16 protein-coding genes are annotated in these 19,216 nt (G+C 64.5%); 13 read left to right on the top strand and 3 right to left on the bottom strand.

The features are described from left to right. Positions 1-17 precede the first annotated feature (17 nt). A complete protein-coding gene (gene rpsF / locus AB6724_RS00550) occupies positions 18-380 on the bottom strand; it encodes a 30S ribosomal protein S6 (protein WP_369336553.1) in 363 nt (120 codons plus the stop codon). Between the two features lie 314 nt (positions 381-694). Between rpsF and grpE the strand changes: the two genes are divergently transcribed. From grpE to dnaJ, 3 genes are all read left to right on the top strand, one after another. Further along, positions 695-1,240, top strand: coding sequence for a nucleotide exchange factor GrpE (gene grpE, locus AB6724_RS00545; protein WP_369336552.1), 546 nt, complete (start codon positions 695-697; stop codon positions 1,238-1,240). A gap of 117 nt (positions 1,241-1,357) precedes the next feature. Beyond that, the gene (gene dnaK, locus AB6724_RS00540; RefSeq protein ID WP_369336551.1) at positions 1,358-3,295 is read left to right on the top strand and encodes a molecular chaperone DnaK; all 1,938 of its coding nucleotides are present in this window, start codon (positions 1,358-1,360) and stop codon (positions 3,293-3,295) included. A gap of 101 nt (positions 3,296-3,396) precedes the next feature. Further along, entirely contained in the window at positions 3,397-4,524 is a 1,128-nt protein-coding gene (dnaJ, locus tag AB6724_RS00535) for a molecular chaperone DnaJ (RefSeq protein ID WP_369336550.1), read from the top strand. A gap of 67 nt (positions 4,525-4,591) precedes the next feature. Here dnaJ and AB6724_RS00530 read toward each other — a convergent pair whose 3' ends face one another. Both AB6724_RS00530 and AB6724_RS00525 read right to left on the bottom strand, forming a co-directional pair. Further along, positions 4,592-5,881, bottom strand: coding sequence for an SEL1-like repeat protein (locus AB6724_RS00530; RefSeq protein WP_369336549.1), 1,290 nt, complete (start codon positions 5,879-5,881; stop codon positions 4,592-4,594). Next, on the bottom strand, positions 5,878-6,144 hold the full coding sequence (locus AB6724_RS00525) for a hypothetical protein (protein ID WP_369336548.1): 267 nt from the start codon (positions 6,142-6,144) through the stop codon (positions 5,878-5,880). Before AB6724_RS00525 ends, AB6724_RS00530 begins: the two co-directional genes overlap by 4 nt. A gap of 73 nt (positions 6,145-6,217) precedes the next feature. On the opposite strand from AB6724_RS00525, the gene AB6724_RS00520 reads away from it, so the two are divergent. The 10 genes from AB6724_RS00520 (at position 6,218) to trpA (ending at position 19,119) form a co-directional block, all read left to right on the top strand. Continuing rightward, positions 6,218-7,180 carry a LysR family transcriptional regulator gene (locus AB6724_RS00520; protein WP_369336547.1) on the top strand — a complete coding sequence of 321 codons (963 nt, stop codon included), beginning with the start codon at positions 6,218-6,220 and terminating at the stop codon, positions 7,178-7,180. 55 nt (positions 7,181-7,235) lie between these two features. Further along, positions 7,236-8,657, top strand: a complete 1,422-nt coding sequence (leuC, locus tag AB6724_RS00515) for a 3-isopropylmalate dehydratase large subunit (RefSeq protein WP_369336546.1) — start codon at positions 7,236-7,238, stop codon at positions 8,655-8,657. Between the two features lie 125 nt (positions 8,658-8,782). Then, on the top strand, positions 8,783-9,439 hold the full coding sequence (gene leuD, locus AB6724_RS00510; protein ID WP_369336545.1) for a 3-isopropylmalate dehydratase small subunit: 657 nt from the start codon (positions 8,783-8,785) through the stop codon (positions 9,437-9,439). A gap of 232 nt (positions 9,440-9,671) precedes the next feature. Further along, positions 9,672-10,748 carry a 3-isopropylmalate dehydrogenase gene (leuB, locus tag AB6724_RS00505; protein ID WP_369336544.1) on the top strand — a complete coding sequence of 359 codons (1,077 nt, stop codon included), beginning with the start codon at positions 9,672-9,674 and terminating at the stop codon, positions 10,746-10,748. Positions 10,749-11,139: 391 nt separating this feature from the next. Next, on the top strand, positions 11,140-12,252 hold the full coding sequence (gene asd / locus AB6724_RS00500) for an aspartate-semialdehyde dehydrogenase (protein WP_369336543.1): 1,113 nt from the start codon (positions 11,140-11,142) through the stop codon (positions 12,250-12,252). A gap of 364 nt (positions 12,253-12,616) precedes the next feature. Beyond that, complete coding sequence (locus AB6724_RS00495; protein ID WP_369336542.1) at positions 12,617-15,412, top strand: motility hub landmark protein FimV; 2,796 nt, start codon at positions 12,617-12,619, stop codon at positions 15,410-15,412. A 38-nt stretch (positions 15,413-15,450) separates the two neighbouring features. Next, positions 15,451-16,302: a tRNA pseudouridine(38-40) synthase TruA gene (truA, locus tag AB6724_RS00490; RefSeq protein ID WP_369336541.1), complete on the top strand. Its 852-nt coding sequence runs from the start codon at positions 15,451-15,453 to the stop codon at positions 16,300-16,302. Continuing rightward, positions 16,299-17,081, top strand: a complete 783-nt coding sequence (locus AB6724_RS00485; RefSeq protein ID WP_369336540.1) for a phosphoribosylanthranilate isomerase — start codon at positions 16,299-16,301, stop codon at positions 17,079-17,081. The genes truA and AB6724_RS00485 overlap by 4 nt, the downstream gene beginning before the upstream one ends. Then, positions 17,006-18,313 (top strand): tryptophan synthase subunit beta, encoded by a 1,308-nt coding sequence (trpB, locus tag AB6724_RS00480; protein WP_369336539.1) that lies wholly within the window; start codon positions 17,006-17,008, stop codon positions 18,311-18,313. The genes AB6724_RS00485 and trpB overlap by 76 nt, the downstream gene beginning before the upstream one ends. Next, the gene (gene trpA, locus AB6724_RS00475; RefSeq protein ID WP_369336538.1) at positions 18,310-19,119 is read left to right on the top strand and encodes a tryptophan synthase subunit alpha; all 810 of its coding nucleotides are present in this window, start codon (positions 18,310-18,312) and stop codon (positions 19,117-19,119) included. The genes trpB and trpA overlap by 4 nt, the downstream gene beginning before the upstream one ends. Positions 19,120-19,216: the final 97 nt, after the last annotated feature.

Raw genomic sequence — 19,216 nt, 5'->3', positions numbered from 1 at the left:
TTCAGAGTCTGGATGCTTTAAGCGTGCTCAGCCTGATTGGCCTTGCGGGCTTCTTCGCGCTCAACGGTCTTCATCATGGCGGAAGCGGCTGTGTCGGCCTTCTTCTTCTGCACAGTCAGGTGACGCAGCACGGCATCGTTGAACTTGAAGGCGTGTTCCAGTTCAGCCATCACAGCCTGGTCGGCTTCGATGTTCAGGCACAGGTAGTGGGCCTTGGCGAGCTTGTTGATCATGTAGGCCAGCTGACGACGGCCCCAGTCTTCTTCGCGATGCACCTTGCCGCCACCAGCGGCAATCATGCCCTTGTAGCGCTCCAGCATGGCGGGAACTTGCTCGCTTTGATCCGGATGGATCAACAAAACGATTTCGTAATGACGCATATCGACTCCTTTTGGGAAAACGCCGCCCACTGCGTCTTGAAGTGGTGCGGCAAGGCAAAACGTTGGATTCTAGCCGAGTGCTCGACTGTCTGTACACTTAGGCCCACATAAACCTGCACACACCCCAGGTCAATGCGAGGCCGGACCGCTTCTCACCAGCGGCTCCCGCTCGCGCACGCCAGGGCCGGGAAGACTGCAAATCCGAGCGGAATGGCACTTTTTGCAGGCCCGCGCTCTCACAAGGCTTGAAATAGACTCGGGTGAGCACATCTAGTTCCTAGATTGTCCTAAGTTTTGCGAAACCTTCACCACCTATGACCGAGAACAACAATCCCACCCCATTCAATGACGCCAGCCCTGAGGAAGTGGAGGCCGCCATGGCCGCCAACGCGTCGGACGAACTGGAGCGCCTGAAGGCTGAGCTCGAGCAACTCAAGGCCAAGAGCAGCGAACTGGCCGACCAGTATCTGCGCGCCAAGGCCGAGGCCGAGAACATGCGCCGCCGCGCCGATGAGGATGTGGCCAAGGCCCGCAAGTTCGGCATCGAGGGCTTTGCCGAAAGCCTGCTGCCCGTGATCGACAGCCTGGACGCCGCCCTGTCCATCCAGAACGCCACGCCCGAGCAACTGCGCGAAGGCTCGGACGCCACGCTGCGCCAGCTGACATCGGCACTGGAGCGCAACAAGGTGCTGGCCATCAACCCGCCCGCAGGCGAGAAGTTCGACCCCCACCACCACCAGGCCATCTCCATGGTCCCGGCAGACCAGCCCGCCAACACGGTGGTCAACGTGCTGCAAAAGGGTTATGTGATCGCCGACCGCATTCTGCGCCCGGCCCTGGTGACCGTGGCCCAGGGCTGAGCCACGGACGGCCAAACGCGTCAGACGGGCAAAATTGCGAGCGATGACTCTTGAAGAGCGGGCCAACGCCCACAACTGACGAATCAAGCGAACATTCAACAAGTTACGGAGAGAAAAATGGGAAAAATCATCGGTATTGACCTGGGCACCACCAATAGCTGCGTCGCCATCATGGAAGGGAACAACACCCGCGTGATCGAGAACAGCGAAGGCGCCCGCACCACCCCCTCCATCGTCGCCTATCAGGAAGACGGCGAGATTCTGGTTGGTGCTTCCGCCAAGCGCCAGGCCGTTACCAACCCCAAGAACACCATCTACGCCGCCAAGCGCCTGATCGGTCGCAAGTTCGACGAAGCCGAGGTGCAGAAAGACATCGGCCTGATGCCTTTCCAGATCATGAAGGCCGACAACGGCGACGCCTGGGTCCAGGTGCGCGACCAGAAGCTGGCGCCTCCCCAGATCAGCGCCGAAGTGCTGCGCAAGATGAAGAAGACCGCCGAGGACTTCCTGGGCGAGGCCGTGACCGAGGCCGTGATCACCGTGCCCGCCTACTTCAACGACGCCCAGCGCCAGGCCACCAAGGACGCTGGCCGCATCGCGGGCCTGGAAGTCAAGCGCATCATCAACGAACCCACGGCTGCGGCCCTGGCCTTCGGCTTGGACAAGGTCGGCAAGGGCGACCGCAAGGTGGCCGTGTATGACCTGGGCGGCGGCACTTTCGACGTCTCCATCATCGAAATCGCCGACGTGGACGGCGAAAAGCAGTTCGAAGTGCTGTCGACCAACGGCGACACCTTCCTGGGCGGCGAAGACTTCGACCAGCGCATCATCAACTACATCATCGACGAGTTCAAGAAGGAACAAGGCGTCGACCTGTCCAAGGACGTGCTGGCCCTGCAGCGCCTGAAGGAAGCCGCCGAAAAGGCCAAGATCGAGCTGTCGAACTCGGCCCAGACCGACATCAACCTGCCCTACATCACGGCCGACGCCACGGGTCCCAAGCACCTGAACATCAAGCTGACCCGCGCCAAGCTGGAGTCGCTGGTGGAAGACCTGATCGAGCGCACCATCGCTCCCTGCCGCACGGCCATCAAGGACGCCGGCATCTCCGTATCCGACATCAACGACGTGATCCTGGTCGGCGGCATGAGCCGCATGCCCAAGGTGCAGGAAAAGGTCAAGGAATTCTTCGGCAAGGATCCCCGCAAGGATGTGAACCCCGACGAAGCCGTGGCCGTGGGCGCTGCCGTGCAAGGTCAGGTGCTGGGCGGTGAGCGCTCGGACGTGCTGCTGCTGGACGTGACTCCGCTGTCCCTGGGCATCGAGACCCTGGGCGGCGTGATGACCAAGATGATCAGCAAGAACACGACCATCCCCACCAAGTTCGCGCAGACCTTCTCGACCGCCGAGGACAACCAGCCCGCCGTGACCATCAAGGTGTTCCAGGGTGAACGCGAGATCGCCAGCGCCAACAAGCTGCTGGGCGAGTTCAACCTGGAAGGTATTCCGCCCGCCGGCCGCGGCGTGCCCCAGATCGAGGTGAGCTTCGACATCGACGCCAACGGCATCCTGCACGTGGGCGCCAAGGACAAGGCCTCGGGCAAGGAAAACAAGATCACCATCAAGGCCAACTCCGGTCTGTCCGAGGACGAGATCCAGAAGATGGTCAAGGACGCCGAGCTCAACGCTGCCGACGACAAGAAGAAGCTGGAGCTGGTGCAGGCCAAGAACCAGGGCGAAGCCGCTGTCCACAGCGTCAAGAAGAGCCTGGGCGAACATGGCGACAAGCTCGATGCTGGCGAGAAGTCGGCCATCGAGGCAGCCGTAAAGGAACTGGAAGAAGCCCTCAAGGGTGACGACAAGGACGCCATCGACGCCAAGACCACGGCGCTGATGACCGTCAGCCAGAAGCTCGGCGAGAAGATGTACGCAGACGCTCAGGCCGCCGCCGGCGGTGCCGAGGCCGCTGCCGCCGCAGGTGCATCGACCGCAAGCGCTGCCGCTGGCGACGACAACGTGGTTGACGCAGAAGTCAAGGAAGTCAAGAAGGACTAAGCGCGGGCAGGTCCTGGCCTCAAACCATTGACCGCCTGCCGCCGCGCCGGCCCTGATATGGGCTGGCGCGGCGTTCCTGTTCTCTCCGACCGGAAATCCAGATGTCCAAACGTGACTACTATGAAGTTCTGGGCGTTGCCAAAAGCGCCTCGGACGACGAAATCAAGAAGGCTTATCGCAAGCTCGCGATGAAGCACCACCCCGACCGCAACCAGGGTGACAAGGCCAAGGCGGCCGAAGAGCAGTTCAAGGAGGTCAAAGAGGCCTACGAGATGCTGTCCGACGCCCAGAAGCGCGCCGCCTATGACCAGTACGGCCATGCGGGCGTGGACCCCAACCGCGGCATGGGCGGCGGCGAAGGCTTTGGCGGTTTCGCCGAGGCCTTCGGCGACATCTTCGGCGATATGTTCAGCGGTGGCGGCCGCGGCCGTGGCGGCCGCCAGGTCTACCGCGGCAACGACCTCAGCTACTCCATGGAAATCACCCTGGAGGAAGCGGCCAAGGGCAAGGATGCGCAGATCCGCATTCCCAGCTGGGACAGCTGCGACACCTGCCACGGCAGCGGCGCCAAGCCCGGCACCAGCCCCAAGACCTGCACCACCTGCAACGGCATGGGCAGCGTGCAGATGCGCCAGGGCTTCTTCAGCGTGCAGCAGACCTGCCCGCACTGCCGCGGCACGGGCAAGATCATTCCCGAGCCCTGCACCAGCTGCGGCGGCCAGGGCAAGATCAAGCGCCAGAAGACGCTGGAGGTCAAGGTGCCGGCCGGCATCGACGACGGCATGCGGATTCGCTCCGCGGGCAACGGCGAGCCCGGCACCAACGGCGGCCCGGCCGGCGACCTCTATATCGAGATTCGCGTCAAGGACCACGATATCTTCGAGCGCGACGGCGACGACCTGCACTGCAACGTGCCCGTGAGTTTCATCACTGCGGCCCTGGGCGGCGAGATCGAAGTGCCGACCCTGGCTGGCAAGGCCGCGATCGACATCCCCGAAGGCACCCAGGCCGGCAAGCAGTTCCGCCTGCGCGGCAAGGGCATCAAGGGCATACGCTCCAGCTACCCCGGCGACCTGTACTGCCACATCGTGGTCGAGACCCCGGTCAAGCTCACCGAGTACCAGCGCAAGCTGCTCAAGGATCTGGACGAATCGCTCAAGAAAGGCGGCTCCAAGCATTCCCCCAGCGGCGAGAGCTGGACGGATCGCCTCAAGAGCCTCTTCAGCTAAGCGCTAGCCGCTCACAAAAAAGCCCATCCGGCATGGCCGATGGGCTTTTTTCATGCGTGGGCCGGATTCACTGCTTGACCGGCTTCCAGGCCTGCGCCTCGCGCTGTATGCGCAGCTTTTCCGCGGAGCCCAGGTCCTGCTCCGCCGTGCGCACGCGGCTTTGCAGCGATGCATCCTTGGTCTTCGCGATCAACAGCCAGTAATAGGCCTTGGCCATGCTTTTCTCTACGCCCTGGCCGCTCGCATACATGGCCGCCAGATTGGACTGCGCCACGGTATCGCCCTGTTTTGCCGCACGCTCGAACCAGCGTGCCGCGGTCGCCGGGTTCTGACCGACCCCCTGGCCATTCGCGTACAGAAAGCCCAGCGTGGACTGAGCCGAGGCATTGCCCTGATTCGCCGACTTTTCCAGCCAGCCCGCCGCACGCGGCATATCCTGCGGCACCACCGCGCCTTCCGCATACATCATGCCCGCGTTGTACTGGGCATCGGCATGGCCTTTCTCGCCGGCCTGCTCGAACCACTGCAATGCGCTGCGGCTGTCTTCCTTGACGCCGCGGCCGCTGGCCAGCATCACGCCCAGGCTGTACTGGCCCGCAGCCTCGCCGCTCTGCGCCGAGCGCTGGAACCACTGCACGGCCTGGGCATCGTCCTTGGCGACGCCGCGCCCCTCGGCATACATCAGGCCCAAATTGTTCTGGGCAATCCCATCTCCCTGATCCGCGGCCTTGCGATACCACTGCACGGCCTGGCGCTCGTCCTGAGACACGCCGCGGCCATTCGCATAGAGCACACCCAGATCGGACTGCGCCGGGGCATAGCCCTGATCGGCGGACTTACGAAACCACTGCACGGCCTGCGCCAAGTCCTGATTCACGCCGCGGCCGAAGCGGTAGCGCGAGCCCAGCAGGTACTGGGCCTTGGCATCTCCGGACTGGGCCGTGCTGCGCAGGGCTGCCAGCTCCTTGGCGTCTTCGGCCTGATCGGGCTTGTCGCTGCTGGGCGCCCAGTGTTCCAGCCCCACGGGAGCGGCGGCCGCCGCCGCGCCGGCCGCCACATGGGCCGCACGGCCGCCACGGCTGCCCTTCTTGCCTGCCGACTTGGCTGAGGCCTTGCCGCCGCCTGCGCTCTTTGCCGCCTTGCCCGCGGCAGCTGTTTTGCCGGACTTGACCGCATGGGCGGCCGCCTTGTCGTGGCCGGCCGTCTTGCCCTTGGCCATGGCGGGAGACACGGCACCCAGAGCCAGCGCCGCGGCCAGCAGGCAGACCTGGGTCAAGCGCGATGGAACAAGCCTCATCGCAGAGGCGGGCAGACCGGGGGTTTCGCTTTCAGGCATCTCGGGAACAGGGACTCTCATGACTCACATTTTTGCAGCAAATAGCCGAAGCGGCACGCCACTTTACTGACGCTTGACACTTGTATCCCGGGCTTCTCGCGCGAGATCGGCAGTCTTTTGACGCAGCCGCGATCTTTGCGCATCGCCTCTGCACGCACGGCCGTAATTTTGCCGCCCAGCGGCAAAGCGACACTTTTGCCGCGGAACTTCAGCCCAGCCATCTGCAAGCGAGAAAAGCCCCATCGCCAAGCATGACCCATCGCGAACCAAGACATCTCATCCAAAGATGGATTCCGGGTAATTTATCGGTAAAAATGCTTATAACTTCTCGAAACGAGAAGACTGAGACTAGGCCCCATGAAGAATTCAGAGCGCAGTTTTGCGCGCCGCATAGACCTTACCTCGCTGCAATTGTTCGTCGCCGTGTGCGAACTGGGCAGCATCGGCCGCGCCGCGGAGCGCGAGTTCATTGCCGCTTCGGCCGTCAGCAAACGCCTGTCCGACCTCGAAGCCACCGTCGATACCGCCCTGCTCTATCGTCACAGCCGCGGCGTGACCCTGACCCCCGCCGGCGAAAGCCTGCTGCACCATGCACGCAATGTGCTCTACGGGCTGGAGCGCATGCAGGGCGAACTCTCCGAATACGCCGACGGCGTGCGCGGCCATGTGCGCATGCACGCCAATATGTCGGCCATCGTGCAGTTTCTGCCCGAAGACCTGGGCGCGTTCACGCGCGAACACAGCCAGATCAAGATCGATCTGCAGGAGCACCTGAGCCCCGACGTGCTGAGCGCCGTGGCCGAGGGCACGGCCGACATCGGCATCTGCACGCTGGGCAATATCAAGAACGGCGACGGCCACCAGGCCACCGTGCAGCTCTCGCAAGGCAATGTGCCGCTGCAGTACCGCAATTACCGCGAGGACCGGCTGGTCGTCGTCGTGCCCGAGCGCCATGCCTTGGCGGATCGCGAGAGCGTGGCCTTTGCCGAAGTGCTGGAATGGGACATCGTCAGCCTGCATGCGGGCTCTTCCATCAGCCTGGCCATGCGCGCCGCCGCGGCCCAGGCCGGCCATGCGCTGCACCAGCGCATCCAGGTCACCAGCCTGGACGCCATGTGCCGCATGATAGACAACGGCCTGGGACTGGGCCTGCTACCGGACCGCGCCTTCGAACTCATGCATGGCGTGGGCCATCTGCGCGCCGTGCAGCTCAGCGACGACTGGGCCCGCCGCGAACTCTGCGTGGTGGCGCGCGACTTCGACGCCCTGCCCGTCACCACCCGCCTGCTGGTCGACCATCTCTGCCCGGCCAAGGCCTGAGGCACCAGCCTGTACCGCATTCACTACCCGACATCTACAAACTCACGAGGCCACCATGGGACGCACCCTCTACGACAAGATTTTTGACGAGCACGTCGTGCATACCGAGGAAGACGGGACTTCCATCCTCTATATCGACCGCCATCTGGTGCACGAGGTGACCAGCCCCCAGGCCTTCGAAGGCCTGCGCGAAGCCGGCCGCAAGCTGTGGCGCGTGAGCTCCGTGGTGGCGACCGCCGACCACAACACGCCCACCGACGGCTGGGAGCGCGGCTATGACGGCATTGCCGACCCGATCAGCAAAGAGCAGATCATCACGCTGAACAGCAACATCGCCGATTTCGGTGCTGCGGCCTTCTTCCCCTTCATGGACAAGGGCCAGGGCATCGTCCACGTGATGGGCCCCGAGCAGGGCGCAACCCTGCCCGGCATGACCGTGGTCTGCGGCGACAGCCACACCTCCACGCACGGCGCGTTCGGCGCGCTGGCCCACGGCATCGGCACCTCCGAGGTCGAGCATGTGATGGCCACCCAGACCCTGCTGGCCAAGAAGGCCAAGAACATGCTGGTGCAGGTCAAAGGCAAGGTCGCGCCCGGCATCACGGCCAAGGACATCGTGCTGGCCATCATCGGCAAGATCGGCACCGCCGGCGGCACGGGCTACACCATCGAATTCGCGGGCGAGGCGATCCGCGATCTGTCCATGGAAGGCCGCATGACCGTCTGCAACATGGCCATCGAAGGCGGCGCGCGCGCCGGCCTCGTGGCCGTAGACGAGAAGACCATCCACTACATCAAGGGTCGCCCTCTGGCCCCCACGGGTACTGAATGGGATGCGGCCGTCGCCTACTGGAAGACGCTGCATTCCGATGCCGACGCCACGTTCGACCGCGTGGTCGAGCTCAACGCGGCCGACATCGTGCCCCAGGTCACCTGGGGCACCAGCCCCGAGATGGTGCTGGGCATCGATGCCGCCGTGCCCGATCCCGACAAGGAAAAGGATGCCAGCAAGCGCGGCGCCATCGAGCGTGCACTGACCTATATGGCGCTGGAGCCCGGCAAGCCCATCAACGACATCTTCGTGGACAAGGTCTTCATCGGCTCCTGCACCAACAGCCGCATCGAGGACATGCGCGAGGCCGCAGCCGTGGTCAAGAAGCTGGGCCAGAAAGTGGCCAAGAACATCAAGCTGGCCATGGTCGTGCCCGGTTCCGGTCTGGTCAAGGAACAGGCCGAGCGCGAAGGCCTGGACCAGATCTTCAAGGCCGCAGGCTTTGAGTGGCGCGAGCCCGGCTGCTCCATGTGCCTGGCCATGAACGCCGACCGTCTGGAGCCCGGCGAGCGCTGCGCCTCGACCAGCAACCGCAACTTCGAAGGCCGTCAGGGCGCGGGTGGCCGCACCCATCTGGTCAGCCCCGCCATGGCCGCTGCGGCCGCCATCCACGGCCACTTTGTCGATATCCGTAAATTTGCGTAACCCCCTGAGTCGCTGCGCGCCTTCCCCCAAGGGGGACGACGGCCTTTGCTGCGGGACGGCCCTTGCTGGCCGTCTCTGACGCAAGACGCGAACGTCGCTAAGACTAAAGATTCTGGAATCACACCATGCAAAAATTCACCGTGCACAAGGGCCTTGTCGCCCCCATGGACCGCGAGAACGTCGACACCGACGCCATCATCCCCAAGCAGTTCCTCAAGTCCATCAAGAAGACCGGCTTCGGCCCCAATCTGTTTGACGAGTGGCGCTATCTGGACCAGCCCGGCCAGCCCGGCGTGCCCGAAGCCGACCGCAAGCCCAACCCCGACTTCGTGCTCAACCAGCCGCGCTACAAGGGCGCCTCCATCCTGATCGCGCGCAAGAACTTCGGCTGCGGCTCCAGCCGCGAGCACGCCCCCTGGGCCCTGGACCAGTACGGCTTCCGCGCCATCCTGGCGCCCAGCTTTGCCGATATCTTCTTCAACAACAGCTTCAAGAACGGCCTGCTGCCCATCGTGCTGCCCGAGTCCACGATCGACCTGCTGTTCCACGAGGTGCAGGCCTTCCCCGGCTACGAACTGACCATCGACCTGGAACGCCAGGTCATTGTCCGCCCCCAGGGCGAAGAGATTGCCTTCGACGTGATCGCCTTCCGCAAGTACTGCCTGCTCAACGGCTTCGACGACATCGGCCTGACCATGCGCCATGCCGACAAGATCAAGGCCTTCGAGGCCGAGCGTCTGGCGCAAAAGCCCTGGCTGGCGCATACGTTGATTCAGAAATAACCCCCTGAGCCGCTACGCGGCTTCCCCCAAGGGGGACGACGGCCTTTGCCGCGAGGCGGCGGGGCCGCCCAGGCTCTTGCTTGATGCCCTCTCGCTTAGGGCATGCCTTGCTTGAATTAGCTACCAATAAATGAGCTGCTAGCGCTTTTTATTCATAGACTTTGCGATGTATTTGATCTGAAGTCTATGAATACCAGGCGATGGTAGCTATCAAATTAATCAAAGGAACATCATGAAGATTGCAGTTTTGCCCGGTGATGGCATCGGTCCCGAAATCGTCGCGGAAGCCGTCAAGGTGCTCGAGGCCCTGAATCTGGGTCTGGAGATGGAAACCGCTCCCGTGGGCGGCGCTGGCTACGAAGCCGCCGGCCACCCCCTGCCTCCCGCCACGCTGAAGCTGGCCCAGGAAGCCGATGCCATCCTGTTCGGCGCCGTGGGCGACTGGAAGTACGACACGCTGGACCGTCCGCTGCGCCCCGAGCAGGCCATCCTCGGCCTGCGCAAGGCCCTGGGCCTGTTCGCCAACTTCCGCCCCGCCATCTGCTACAAGGAACTGACCCACGCCTCCAGCCTCAAGCCCGAGCTGGTTGCAGGCCTCGACATCCTCATCATCCGCGAGCTGACCGGCGACATCTACTTCGGCCAGCCGCGCGGCCGCCGCGTGGCTCCCGATGGCCACTTCCCCGGCGCCGAGGAAGCCTTCGACACCATGCGCTACACCCGCCCCGAGATCGAGCGCATAGCCCACGTCGCCTTCCAGGCCGCGCAAAAGCGCAGCAAGCGCGTGACCAGCGTGGACAAGGCCAATGTGCTCGAGACCTTCCAGCTGTGGAAGGATGTGGTCAGCGAAGTCGCCAAGCAGTACCCCGACGTGGCCCTGGACCATATGTACGTGGACAACGCCGCCATGCAGCTGGTCAAGGAACCCAAGCGCTTCGACGTGGTGGTCACCGGTAATATGTTCGGCGACATCCTGTCCGACGAAGCATCGATGCTGACCGGCTCCATCGGCATGCTGCCCTCGGCCTCGCTCAACGACAAGAAGCAGGGCCTGTACGAACCCAGCCACGGCTCGGCCCCCGACATCGCCGGCAAGGGCATCGCCAATCCGCTGGCCACCATCCTCTCGGCCGCGATGATGCTGCGCTTCTCGCTGAACCAGGAAGCCGCGGCCCAGAAGATCGAAGCCGCCGTGCAGAAGGTGCTGGCCCAGGGCCTGCGCACCGCCGACATCTACAGCGAAGGCACGACCAAGGTCAGCACTGCCCAGATGGGCGATGCCGTGGTCAAGGCGCTGGCCAGCATCTGACTGATGGCCATCAAATGGCCATGAACGACTGATGCGAAGCCACCGCCGCAAATGCGGTGGCTTTTCGTTTGACGTATTTATCGACTCCAAATAAAACAAAACGTCAAAAAATAAATCATTTATTTCGACGTTTTGACTAGAAATTTAAGCGATTTTAATTCTTCACGCTTTTGCTCTAGTCGCTAGAATGACAACTCTTATGTTTGCCGCACGCACCTTCAACACTGAAACCGCCACACCTGCAATGCTTGCCGGTCTGGACGCGCGCGCAATCACCATTAAGACGATTACAGGCTGACCCAGCCCGGTTCGTCGCGCGCCCTTTCCGGCCCTGACGAGCCGGACGAAGCAGTCTCAAGCTACTGTTTTCAAAACTGAAAAGGCGTTTCAAATGAGCAAGCAATTGGTAGGTTTGGTGGGCTGGCGCGGCATGGTTGGCTCCGTGCTGATGGACCGCATGCAGGCCGAAGGCGACTTCGCGCTGATCGAGCCGGTGTTTTTCTCCACCTCCAACGCCGGCGGCAAGGCCCCGGCCATGGCCACGGTCCACACCCAGCTCAAGGATGCCAACGACATCGCCGAGCTGTCCAAGTGCGACATCATCATCACCTGCCAGGGCGGCGACTACACCAAGGAAGTCTTCCCCAAGATCCGCGCCGCGGGCTGGAACGGCCACTGGATCGACGCAGCCTCCTCGCTGCGCATGGAGAGCGATGCCGTCATCGTGCTGGATCCCGTCAACGAAGGCCTGATCCAGCAGAAACTGGCCGCGGGCGGCAAGAACTGGATCGGCGGCAACTGCACCAACTCCATCCTGCTGATGGGCCTGGGCGGTCTGTTCAAGGCCGGTCTCGTGGAGTGGGTCTCCTCCATGACCTACCAGGCGGCCTCGGGCGGCGGCGCCAACCATATGCGCGAACTGCTCAAGGGCATGGGCGTGGTGCACGCGGCCGTCGCCGACGAGCTGGCAACCCCTGCTTCGGCCATTCTCGAAATCGATCGCAAGGTAGCCGCCACCATCCGTGAAGACGTACCCACCGAATTCTTCGGCGCGCCTCTGGCCGGCGGCCTGATCCCCTGGATCGACGTGCAACTGCCCAACGGCCAGTCCAAGGAAGAATGGAAGGGCCAGGCCGAGGTCAACAAGATCCTGGGCACCGAAGCCACCATCCCCGTCGACGGTCTATGCGTGCGCATCGGCGCCATGCGCTGCCACAGCCTGGCGCTGACCCTGAAGCTCAAGAAGGATATGCCCCTGGAAGAGATCGAAGCCCTGATCAAGGGCGGCAATCCCTGGGTCAAGTTCGTGGCCAACGACCGCGCCCTGACCGTCAAGGAACTGACTCCCGCAGCGACCACCGGCGGCCTTAACGTCGCCGTGGGTCGCGTGCGCAAGCTCAATATGGGCCCCGAATACGTCTCGGCCTTCGTGATCGGTGACCAGCTGCTATGGGGTGCTGCCGAGCCGCTGCGCCGCATGCTGCGCATCCTGCTGGCCGCCTAAAGCGACTTGCCTCTGACGCTGGCTTGCGCCAGCTCAAACAGCGCCATGCCATCCCTGCGATGCATGGCGCTTTTTCATGTTCAAGCCCGGGGCTGGGCCACAATCGACCATCTGTTCGGATGACCGAATTGCCGCATCGTAGATACATTAAGTTTCATCTCGTTGCCAATCGACAACATTCCAAAGCCTTGTCAAGCACGCTTTTGCTCGCCATGCAATAGCGTCGCCGACAATGGCGGCGTGTCCTGCGGCCTTGGAGACTATTTGCCGACCGCAGGAAATTTCAATGACAAGTGCACCGGTCCACCGGCCTCGCGAGAAGAATTACAGGGTGGACTGGGTGCGCAGAAAAATTTGATGCCTTATGCAACGCTGGAAACTCTCTGCGCTCGCCGCAGCCTCCCTCGCTCTGTCAAGCCTAGCGGCCACTGATGCATGGGCCTTGGCGCTGGGCCGGATCACCGTTCAATCGGCTCTGGGCGAGCCCCTGCGTGCCGAAGTCGAGATCCCCCAGCTGAGCGCCGCAGAGGCCGACAGCCTGCAGGCCGCAATTGCCTCGCCGGCCGCCTTCCGGGCCCAGGGCATGGAATACACGGGCACGGCCAATTCGGTGCGCGTCAAGGTGCAAAAGCGCACCAATGGCACGGCCGTGCTGCAGCTGAGCAGCGCCCAGCCCGTCAACGACCCGTTTGTGGATCTGGTGATCGACACCAACTGGGCCTCGGGCAAGCTACAGCGCAATTACACACTGCTGCTGGATCCTCCCGCCTCTCGCCGTCCGGCTCCCGCCCCCGTGGCTGCAGCTCAGGTGGCGCCGGCCGAGCCAGCCGCCCGCCCGGTCCGTCCGGCCGTCGTGGAGCCAGCTCCCGCTGCCGCAGCGGGCCGCGATCTGCGCAACGACCGCGACCAGGGCGAGGCCTCGGCCAAACGCAAGCGACAGGCCAGCGCGGCTGCACCGGCCGCTGGCAGCGGCGAGTTGCGTGTCAAGACCGGCGACACCGCGGGCCGGATTGCGGCCGCCTACAAGCCTGCAGGCGTCTCGCTGGACCAGATGCTGGTGGCCATGCTGCGCAGCAACCCGCAGGCCTTTGTCGACGGCAACGTCAACCGCATGCGCAGCGGCGCCGTGGTTCAGCTGCCCGACGAAGCCGCGGCCCAGGCCACCTCGGCCAAGGAAGCGCGCCAGATCATGGCCGCCCAGTCGCGCGATTTCAATCAGTTCCGCCGTCAGCTGGCCGGTGTGGCACCGGTTGCCCCCGTCGAAGCCGCATCGCGCGCGGCCTCCGGCCAGGTCCAGGCCCATGTGGAAGACAGCAAGGCCGGCACGGCCGCACCCGACAAGCTGACCCTGTCCAAGGGCTCGGTCAAGGGCGCTGCAGCCGACGAACACCTGGCTCAGCAGAAGCAGGCCGTCGAGCAATCGGCACGCACCGACGAGCTCAAGCGCAATATGGCGGAACTCAGCCAGATTGCTGCGGCCACCAAGCCCGCGGGCAGCGCCGCAGCGCCTGCGGCTGGCGGCTCCGCCCCCTCGGCGGCTCCCGGCCTCGCCGTGCCTGCGGCCACCGTCGCCGGCAATGCGGCTGCAAGCACCACTCCTGCAGCCCCGGCCGCCGCGCCCGCTGCTGCAGCTGAAACCGCCAAACCCGAAGCCGCACCGGCGGCAGAGCCCGCAGCCGCGGCAACGCCCGCCGCGAACGCCCCGGCCGCAGACGCCAGCCCCGTACCGGCGGCCGAAGCTCCGGCTCCAGCGCCAGCCCCCGCAGCGAAACCCAAGCCTGCACCGGCCCCCCTGGCGCCCCCGGAAGAGCCCAGCTTCATCGACGGTTTGATGGACGACCCAGCGATTCCCCTCGCCGGTGCGGCCCTGCTGGCCCTGCTGCTGGGCTACGGCGGCTACCGTGTTGCGCAGCGCCGCAAGGCCGCGGCCGCGGCCAGCACCGACAGCTCGCTAGGTGACAGCCAACTGGCCGCCGACTCCTTCTTCGGTGCCAGCGGCGGCCAGCGCGTGGACACGACCACCACCAACAGCAGCCAGCTGTCGGGCCAGTCCATGCATTATTCGCCCAGCCAGCTCGATGCCGGCGATGTGGACCCGCTGGCCGAGGCCGATGTCTATCTGGCCTATGGCCGCGATCTGCAGGCCGAGGAAATCCTCAAGGAAGCCCTGCGCAGCGACCCGAACCGCCTGGTCCTGCATCAGAAGCTGGCCGAGATCTATGCCAAGCGCCATGACCGCATCGCCTACGCTGCGGTGGCCAACAACCTCTATGCGCTGACCCAGGGCAAGGGTCCGGAATGGCTGCGCCTGGCCGATCAGGGCCGCATTCTCGACCCCGACAACCAGCTGTACCAGCCTGGCGGCTCTCCCCTGGCTCAGTCCGCCGCCGCATCGGCAGCCGGCCCGGTCGAAGCGGCTTCCGGCCTGATGGGCGCTGCCACCGCGGGCATGGGCTTTGGCGCCGCACTGGCTTCCGCCCACAGCGCGGCCGACGACAGGGAAGGCCCTCCCACCATGCCTAGCGGCCTGGAATTCGACCTCAACCGTCCCGAGCCCCAGGCGGTACAGCCTGCTGCGCCCCAGAACCTGGGCGCCCAGCCTCAGTGGGAAGCGCCTGCCGCAGCGGCAGAGCCCTCGGCCGCGGCAGACAACAGCCTGAATATCGACCTCAACGATCTGGCCTCGTTCAGCCTGCCCACGGCCCAGGCGCCCGTGGCTGAGCCCGTAACGGAGGCTCCGGTCAGCTCGCTGAATGCGCTGGAGTTCGACCTCGACAGCTTCTCCCTGCCGCTCACGTCCGAAGCAGCGCCCGCAACCGCACCAGCCTCGACGGACCAGACCTTGAGCCTGGACGAAGAGACTGGCGCCGCCGAGCCCATGGTTCCGCCGAGCATCGGCTCCGCTTCCCAGTCCGAGCCCAGCTTCGACCTGAGCGGCCTGTCGCTGGATCTGGGTACGCCCGAGACGGCCTCCGGTGCCGGCCCGACCAGCCTCCCCGCCGAACCCGAAGACCCGCTGGCAACCAAGCTGGCGCTGGCCGAAGAGTTCAACGCCATCGGCGACAGCGACGGAGCGCGTACACTCATGGAAGAAGTGATCGCCGAAGCCCATGGCGATCTCAAGGCCAGGGCCCAGAGCCTGCTTTCCCAGATTGGTTGAAATTTGATGCGTTTGAACCCCACGCCAGCGCCCGTGCCATGCGCATAGCTCTTGGCGTCAGCTACAACGGTCAGGCCTATAACGGCTGGCAGAGCCAGCCTTCAGGCAAGACCGTACAAGATCATCTCGAAGCGGCCCTGGGCCGCTTTGCTGCTCAAGAGGTGTCCACAATCTGCGCAGGCCGTACCGATGCCGGCGTGCACGGTCTGATGCAGGTCGTGCATTTCGACACCGAGCTGCAGCGTGCGCCATTTTCCTGGGTGCGCGGCACCAACACCTTTTTGCCGCCCGACATTGCCGTGCAATGGGCGCAGCCGGTATCCGACGAATTCCACTCCCGCGCCTGCGCCACGGGCCGCCGCTATGCCTATGTGCTGCTCCAGTCGCCCGTGCGCCCCAGCGTGGAGGCCGGCCGCGTGGGCTGGGTATTCCATGCTCTGGACGGCGAGGCCATGCAGCAGGCCGCCCGCAATCTGATCGGCGAGCACGACTTCAGCTCCTTCCGGGCCTCGGGCTGCCAGGCCAAGACGCCGGTCAAGACGCTGTACGACATCCGCGTCAGCCGGCGCATGACCGATGGCGGCTCCAAGCAGGCTGCTGCCAGCTCCATGCGCCCCGGCGACACCGAGCCCATGGAATGCTGCTACTGGCGTTTCGAGTTCGACGGCAGCGCCTTCCTCCACCATATGGTGCGCAACATCATGGGCTGCCTGATCGCCATCGGCCAGGGCCTGTATCCGCCCGAGTGGATGGAGCAGGTGCTGGCGGCGCGCTCACGCGATGCGGCGGCTCCCACCTTCGCCCCTGACGGCCTGTATTTCCTCGGCCCCATGTACGATGAGAAATGGGGCCTGCCCACGCGCACGGCCGCTTTTGACTGGCTGCCATGAACCATTCGCAACGAACCCGTATCAAGATCTGCGGCCTGACCCGCGAGCAGGACGTCGATGCCGCGGTCCAGGCCGGGGCCGATGCCATAGGCTTTGTGCTCTATGCGGCCAGCCCGCGCGCCGTCACGCTGGAGCGCGCCGCCGAGCTGGCGCGACGCCTGCCCCCGTTCGTCACGCCGGTTTTGCTGTTCGTGAATGAAAGCGCGAGCAATGTCCGGGCCGCCTGCGCCAGGATTCCCAATGCCTGCGTGCAGTTTCATGGCGATGAGTCGCCCGAGGACTGCGCGACCGCAACGCGGGGCGTGCAGCCATGGCTGAAGGCGGCACGCATACCCCTGGGGGACGATGCGGCGCGGTTCGACCTCGTAGAATATGCGCAACGTTATTCAGAAGCCCAGGCCATCTTGCTCGACGCCCATGTCGACGGATATGGCGGCGGCGGGAAAGCATTCAATTGGTCACTTCTGCCAACAAGCGTCGCCTCTCACCTCGTTTTGTCTGGTGGACTCACGCCTGCAAACGTGACCGATGGCATCTTGCAGGTACGCCCGCGCGGGCTGTCGCTGGCCGTTGATGTGAGCTCGGGCGTCGAGGCCGACGGCCCCGACGGCAAGCCCCTCAAAGGCATCAAGGATGCCCACAAGATTCACCGCTTCATGGCTGCCGTACGCGCAGCCGATGCCCAATATTTGCAGACAAGCACATGTTTGAATACCAATACCCCGACGTCCACGGCCACTTCGGCCGCTACGGCGGCAGCTTCGCCAGCGAAACCCTGACCCATGCGCTGGCCGAGCTGCGCGACGCTTACGCCAAGTACCAGAACGATCCCGAATTCATCGCCGAATTCCAGTCCGAGCTGGCCCACTACGTAGGCCGTCCCTCGCCCGTCTACCACGCGGACCGCATGTCGCGCGAGATGGGCGGCGCGCAGATCTACCTCAAGCGCGAAGACCTGAACCACACGGGCGCGCACAAGATCAACAATGTGATCGGCCAGGCCATGCTCGCCAAGCGCATGGGCAAGCCGCGCATCATTGCCGAGACAGGAGCCGGCCAGCACGGCGTGGCCACGGCCACCATCTGTGCGCGCTACGGTCTCGAATGCATCGTCTACATGGGTGCCGAGGACGTGAAGCGCCAGAGCCCCAACGTCTATCGCATGAAGCTGCTGGGCGCCACCGTGGTGCCCGTGGAATCGGGCAGCAAGACGCTGAAGGACGCGCTCAACGAAGCCATGCGCGACTGGGTGGCCAACGTGGACAACACCTTCTACATCATCGGCACCGTGGCCGGCCCCCACCCCTACCCCATGATGGTGCGCGACTTCCAGAAGGTCATAGGCGACGAGTGCCTGACGCAAATGCCCGAATTCCTGGGCGCAGGCCATCAGCCCGATGCCGTGGTCGCCTGCGTGGGCGGCGGCAGCAATGCCATGGGCATCTTCTACCCCTACATTCCCTTCGAGAACACCCATCTGATCGGCGTGGAAGCTGCGGGCGAAGGCCTGGACAGCGGCAAGCACTCGGCCAGCCTGCAGCGCGGCTCCTCAGGCGTGCTGCACGGCAACCGTACCTTCATCCTGCAGGACGAGAACGGCCAGATCACCGAAACCCATTCGGTCAGCGCCGGCCTCGACTACCCGGGCGTGGGCCCGGAACACGCCTGGCTGCAGGAGATCGGCCGGGCCCAGTATGTGGGCATCACCGACCAGGAGGCACTGGAAGCCTTCCACTATCTGTGCCGCGCCGAAGGCATCATCCCGGCCCTGGAATCCAGCCATGCCGTGGCCTATGCCATGAAGCTGGCCAAGACCATGCGAGCCGACCAGTCCATCCTCGTCAACCTCTCGGGCCGTGGCGACAAGGACATCGGCACCGTGGCCGATCTGTCGGGCGCCGAGTATTTCGACCGACCCTCCATGCGCGGCCTCACCGTCAAGGGCGCGCCCGGCCACGAGGCCGCCAAGGCCGCAACCCATGGCAGCACAGCGGGAGGCAACAAGCAATGAGCCGTATCTCAGACACTTTCAGCAAACTCCAGCAAGAGGGCCGCAAGGCGCTGATTCCCTATGTGACCGCCGGTTTTCCGTTCGCGGCCATCACCCCTTCGCTCATGCATGGCATGGTGGAGGCCGGTGCCGACGTGATCGAGCTGGGCGTGCCGTTTTCCGACCCCATGGCCGACGGCCCCACCATCCAGCGCGCCGGCGACAAGGCGATTGCCAACGGCGTGGGCCTCAAGCAGGTGCTGGCCTATGTGGCCGAGTTCCGCAAGAAAGACCAGAGCACGCCCGTGGTGCTGATGGGCTATGCCAACCCCGTGGAGCGCTATGACCAGATCCACGGCGAGGATGCCTTCGTCAACCAGGCGGCCGAAGCCGGTGTGGACGGCGTGCTCATCGTGGACTACCCGCCCGAGGAATGCGAGGAGTTTGCGGCCAAGCTGCGCGAGCGCAACATGGACCTGATCTTTTTGCTGGCCCCCACCAGCACCGAGGAGCGCATGCAGCAGGTGGCCCGCGTGGCCAGCGGCTATGTCTACTATGTCTCGCTCAAGGGCGTGACGGGCTCGGGCGCGCTGGACACCTCGGCCGTGGAAGCCATGCTGCCGCGCATCCGCCAGCATGTGAGCATTCCCGTGGGCGTGGGCTTCGGCATCCGCGACGCCCAGACCGCCCAGGCCGTGGGCCGCGTATCGGACGCCGTCATCATCGGCAGCCGCATCATCGATCTGCTCGACAACCAGCCGCATGAGAAGATCGTGCCCCTGGCAATAGACTTCCTGCGCGGTGTGCGTAAGGCTCTCGACGCATAATGCAGCCCTGAAATCAGCCACCCCCTGAGCGGCTTCGCCGCTTCCCCCTTGAAAGGGGACGACAGCCTCGCAGCGGGGCGGCCCTTGCTCGCTGTCC

This window comes from Comamonas guangdongensis, assembly GCF_041079535.1.
Lineage (GTDB): Bacteria > Pseudomonadota > Gammaproteobacteria > Burkholderiales > Burkholderiaceae_C > Comamonas > Comamonas guangdongensis.
The sequence above is the reverse complement of the archived record's forward strand: the minus strand, read 5'-3'. Positions and strand labels throughout refer to the sequence as shown.

What these genes read in the sequence shown, in the direction of transcription:
- trpA (WP_369336538.1), top strand. Translation starts at nt 18,310, where the DNA reads ATGAGCCGTATCTCAGACACTTTCAGCAAACTCCAGCAAGAGGGCCGC.
- AB6724_RS00520 (WP_369336547.1), top strand. Translation starts at nt 6,218, where the DNA reads ATGAAGAATTCAGAGCGCAGTTTTGCGCGCCGCATAGACCTTACCTCG.
- AB6724_RS00530 (WP_369336549.1), bottom strand. Translation starts at nt 5,881, where the DNA reads ATGAGAGTCCCTGTTCCCGAGATGCCTGAAAGCGAAACCCCCGGTCTG.
- asd (WP_369336543.1), top strand. Translation starts at nt 11,140, where the DNA reads ATGAGCAAGCAATTGGTAGGTTTGGTGGGCTGGCGCGGCATGGTTGGC.
- grpE (WP_369336552.1), top strand. Translation starts at nt 695, where the DNA reads ATGACCGAGAACAACAATCCCACCCCATTCAATGACGCCAGCCCTGAG.
- dnaJ (WP_369336550.1), top strand. Translation starts at nt 3,397, where the DNA reads ATGTCCAAACGTGACTACTATGAAGTTCTGGGCGTTGCCAAAAGCGCC.
- AB6724_RS00485 (WP_369336540.1), top strand. Translation starts at nt 16,299, where the DNA reads ATGAACCATTCGCAACGAACCCGTATCAAGATCTGCGGCCTGACCCGC.
- truA (WP_369336541.1), top strand. Translation starts at nt 15,451, where the DNA reads ATGCGCATAGCTCTTGGCGTCAGCTACAACGGTCAGGCCTATAACGGC.
- leuD (WP_369336545.1), top strand. Translation starts at nt 8,783, where the DNA reads ATGCAAAAATTCACCGTGCACAAGGGCCTTGTCGCCCCCATGGACCGC.
- trpB (WP_369336539.1), top strand. Translation starts at nt 17,006, where the DNA reads ATGTTTGAATACCAATACCCCGACGTCCACGGCCACTTCGGCCGCTAC.
- leuB (WP_369336544.1), top strand. Translation starts at nt 9,672, where the DNA reads ATGAAGATTGCAGTTTTGCCCGGTGATGGCATCGGTCCCGAAATCGTC.
- leuC (WP_369336546.1), top strand. Translation starts at nt 7,236, where the DNA reads ATGGGACGCACCCTCTACGACAAGATTTTTGACGAGCACGTCGTGCAT.
- AB6724_RS00495 (WP_369336542.1), top strand. Translation starts at nt 12,617, where the DNA reads ATGCAACGCTGGAAACTCTCTGCGCTCGCCGCAGCCTCCCTCGCTCTG.
- rpsF (WP_369336553.1), bottom strand. Translation starts at nt 380, where the DNA reads ATGCGTCATTACGAAATCGTTTTGTTGATCCATCCGGATCAAAGCGAG.
- dnaK (WP_369336551.1), top strand. Translation starts at nt 1,358, where the DNA reads ATGGGAAAAATCATCGGTATTGACCTGGGCACCACCAATAGCTGCGTC.